A 3,568-nucleotide genomic window follows, 5' to 3' on the forward strand; every position below is an offset into this window, starting at 1 on the left:
GATTGGTCGATGCCTTGCATAACGGGAATTGTATTTCCATCTTCGTCTAATTTGTTATCACCGACAGAAACTCCTTCAGGCAATTGCACACAGCAATCGTAATAACAGTTTATTAGCTGTTGTTTTTCTGGATTTGGATGGTTTCAAACCGGTCAATGATACCTATGGTCATGAAGCAGGTGACCAGTTACTGATTGAGGTCTCAGCCCGTATCCAGTCATGTATCAGACAAGACGATACCGCCTCGCGTCTTGGTGGCGATGAGTTCGCCTTATTGTTGAACGATGTAAGCAGCGCTGATCACTGTGAAACGCTCATCAACCGTATAAGAAATGCCATCGAGCTCCCTTACATCATCGATGACAACAGTATCAGCTGTAGCGCCAGTATTGGTGTAACGTTATACCCTCTCGATGATGCCGATGCTGACACCTTATTGCGTCATGCCGATCAGGCCATGTATCAAGCCAAAGTCTCAGGTCGTCAGCGTCATCATATGTTTGATATGCAGCAAGACGAGCAAATTTCCGAAAAGCAGAATCAATTTAAATCAATCGAAGATGCGCTTATATCCGATCAGCTGGTCTTGTTCTATCAGCCAAAAGTGAATATGCGTACAGGTGAAATTATTGGTGCTGAGGCATTGATTCGCTGGCAGCATCCTGAGCAAGGTTTAATCATGCCGGGGGCATTTTTGCCTGCTACGGAAGGTAGCCCATTGGAAATTAATATCGGCAACTGGGTAATTGAACACGCTATCAAGCAACTTGATGACTGGATTCAACGTGGCTGGTCGCTTGAAATGAGTATTAATATTTCATCACGACACTTGCAATGGAATGGCTTTTTTGACCATCTGGATCGTGTGCTTGCCAGGTATCCGAATGTGCCCTCTTATATGATCCAGTTAGAGATTTTGGAAAGCAGTGTTTTGACAGACATCAACAATATCTCCTCAATTATTAAGACCTGTCGTCATACCCTAGGCCTCAAAATTTCCTTGGATGATTTTGGTACTGGTTATTCCTCTTTAACACATCTACGTCATCTGCCTGTCGACACCGTTAAAATCGATCAGAGTTTTGTCCGTGATCTCATTGATGACCCCAATGACTACACCATCATTGATGGTGTTATCGGCCTCACAGATGCCTTCCATCACCAAGTCATTGCTGAAGGAGTAGAGACAACGGAGCATGGCTTGATGTTACTAGCCATGGGCTGTGATTTGGCTCAAGGATATGGCATTGCCTATCCCATGTCAGCGGATGACTGTAATCAATGGATTAGCACTTATCAGCCGAATGTACGCTGGATAGATTTGGCCGAGAGAAAACTTGACGCTGAACAAACACTACTTGAGTTGATGGATTTGCAAATAAATTATTGGCTTAATCGGGTTGTCAGCAACCTGCAATCGACCTCAGACAAAATTGAGTACTGGCCTTTAATGAACCATAAAAAGTGTCACTTTGGTCTATGGCTGGAACAAGCTAAGAAACAGAACCTGTTTGATAAAGTCTGGATAGAATCAATGAAACTGGCTTATACCGAGCTATATCACAATGCAAACAGCCTCAAATACCAGTTTCAGGAAAACCAGCATCGCGCCAACGATACTGGTATTACTGAATTAAAATCTCATTTTGGAATCATTCAATCACTCTTGAATGCAAAAAAACAAAGTCATTAATCACCGATAAAACGACCAAGACTTCTTGGGCCGTCAGGCATCGGCAAATGTTGGACGACTTGCTGTTGTTTAATATCAATCACCGATAAGGTATTGCTGAACCAATTCGTTACATAGGCATACTGGCTGTCATCTGAAAAAGCGACTGTTTCCGGCATTTCGCCTACTTTGATTTTTGTGACCATTTCTAATGTTTCAGTATCAAACACCCAAACATCATTCGTGCCTTGGTTAGCCACAAATAACCACTGGTTATCCGGTGTGACCGCAACACCATATGGCGCAGTGCCTGCTTTCAGCGTTTTCACCACCTCATAGCTCTCACCATCAATGACTGTAATGGTATTATCCTGGATGGCTGTGACAAAGATATGTTTGCTATCAGGACTCACAGCGACGGCATAAGGCGCTTTTCCAGTCTTAACCTCAGCATATTGGCGCGGCGTATCAGCATCAAGCACCGTTAAAGTATCACTATTGCGGTTAGCTACAAAGATACGACGAGTTGCATTATCTAGTGCTAAACCAGCAGGATTCTTACCCACTGACAAGAGATCAACCACTAGCTTCGTTTCAGGATTAATGACCACAACAGCATTACGATGCCAGTCAGAAACAAATACCTGATGCTTCTCAGAAGGGTCGACCGCAATGGCAAAAGGTTGCCCGCCCGTATTAATTTCAGCTAATTTCTTGTTATCTCTGGTATCTATCATCGTCACCACCCCTTGCTCAGGGTGCGTGACAAATAATTCATGCCGCTTGTTATCCAATGAAACACCTACAGGTCCGGTAGTGACCTCTACGGTGGCTGTTATTTTTTGTGTATCAATATCTAAAACGGTAATTTTATTGGCAGCCTGACTGCTGATATAAGCATGTTGAGCTGCTAGTGGCATGGCCACTAGCAATAAACTCAATGAGAGACCTAAACGCAGCCTCACTTATTTCTTTCCTTCAAGAGATTCTTTTAAGCTGCCCATACCGGTTTTAGCAAAGGCTTCCATGGCTTTAACTGCCGATTCATCATTGTACTGTTCAGGTGGGAAGTTACCTGTGTCAGCACGATAGAAACGCCCCTTCCAACTCATTTCAGTACCTTTATCTGCTTCCGTGAGTTCAATGCTGACGGTATAAAAGCTGACTGGAAATGCTTCGATATTCTCCTCCAGCAAGCGATAACTCATATAATGTTTAGCATCATCTTTTTCATCTAGGCTATCAGTAATTTCACCTTTGCCTTTTATCTTAAGTACTCGTGTTCCTTCTTCAGGTGATGTGACTGACTCAACCATGGGGTGCCAATCTGCTATGGCGTTAAAGTCTGACACTTTCTTCCAAACTGTCTCAACCGGTGCATCGATCACCATTTTTTCATCAATTTTCTGCGGTGTTGGCCCATGAGCGAAAGCAAGACTAGTGACGAATAATTGACTTGCCATGAAGGCGGTTGCCCATAATTTCATTAAAAATTCCTCTTTAAAATTGAAGTGCTGACTTGTAATGTAGAAGGTTATTTCGGATCGCGGTTGGTATGACCAAGTGTCTCAACATGACCGTTTACAATGCCGAATTGGGTATAACGATAAATTTTGTCTGAGTGAGCCTGCTGCACGAGATCGTGATAAATCCAAAACTCGATCTTGCCGCTGGAGTTTTCTCTTTTAGAAATAGAATCAGGTTCACCTAACTCCGCTTTGATAAATTCTGGGGTTTTACCTGTGAAGTGTTTGAGGAAGGCCATTTCCTCGTAAGGTTTTTGCATAGTAGCATCAGCAGCATGGCTGATACCTGGAATAAAAAGTAGTAAAGACAGGAGTAATGGCAAGAGTTTCATGTTCTTCCTCAAAGTGAATAGAAAACTCGACCATCCTA

At 43.0% G+C, this 3,568-nt stretch carries 4 protein-coding genes; 1 reads left to right on the forward strand and 3 read right to left on the reverse strand.

The window, feature by feature from the left end:
• The first annotated feature begins 28 nt into the window (after positions 1-28).
• A complete protein-coding gene (locus B4K20_RS09240; RefSeq protein ID WP_289282672.1) occupies positions 29-1,693 on the forward strand; it encodes a putative bifunctional diguanylate cyclase/phosphodiesterase in 1,665 nt (554 codons plus the stop codon).
• Here the strand turns inward: B4K20_RS09240 and B4K20_RS09245 are convergent.
• From B4K20_RS09245 to B4K20_RS09255, 3 genes are all read right to left on the reverse strand, one after another.
• Positions 1,690-2,637 carry a YncE family protein gene (locus B4K20_RS09245; RefSeq protein WP_289282673.1) on the reverse strand — a complete coding sequence of 316 codons (948 nt, stop codon included), beginning with the start codon at positions 2,635-2,637 and terminating at the stop codon, positions 1,690-1,692. The genes B4K20_RS09240 and B4K20_RS09245 overlap by 4 nt on opposite strands.
• Positions 2,638-3,159 carry an SRPBCC family protein gene (locus B4K20_RS09250; RefSeq protein WP_289282674.1) on the reverse strand — a complete coding sequence of 174 codons (522 nt, stop codon included), beginning with the start codon at positions 3,157-3,159 and terminating at the stop codon, positions 2,638-2,640.
• Positions 3,160-3,206: 47 nt separating this feature from the next.
• A partial coding sequence (locus B4K20_RS09255) for a hypothetical protein (RefSeq protein ID WP_289282675.1) occupies positions 3,207-3,568 on the reverse strand: 362 nt, incomplete at its 5' end.

This window comes from Methylophaga sp. UBA5088 (assembly GCF_002414625.1).
In the GTDB taxonomy this organism is placed as follows: Bacteria; Pseudomonadota; Gammaproteobacteria; order Nitrosococcales; family Methylophagaceae; genus Methylophaga; species Methylophaga marina.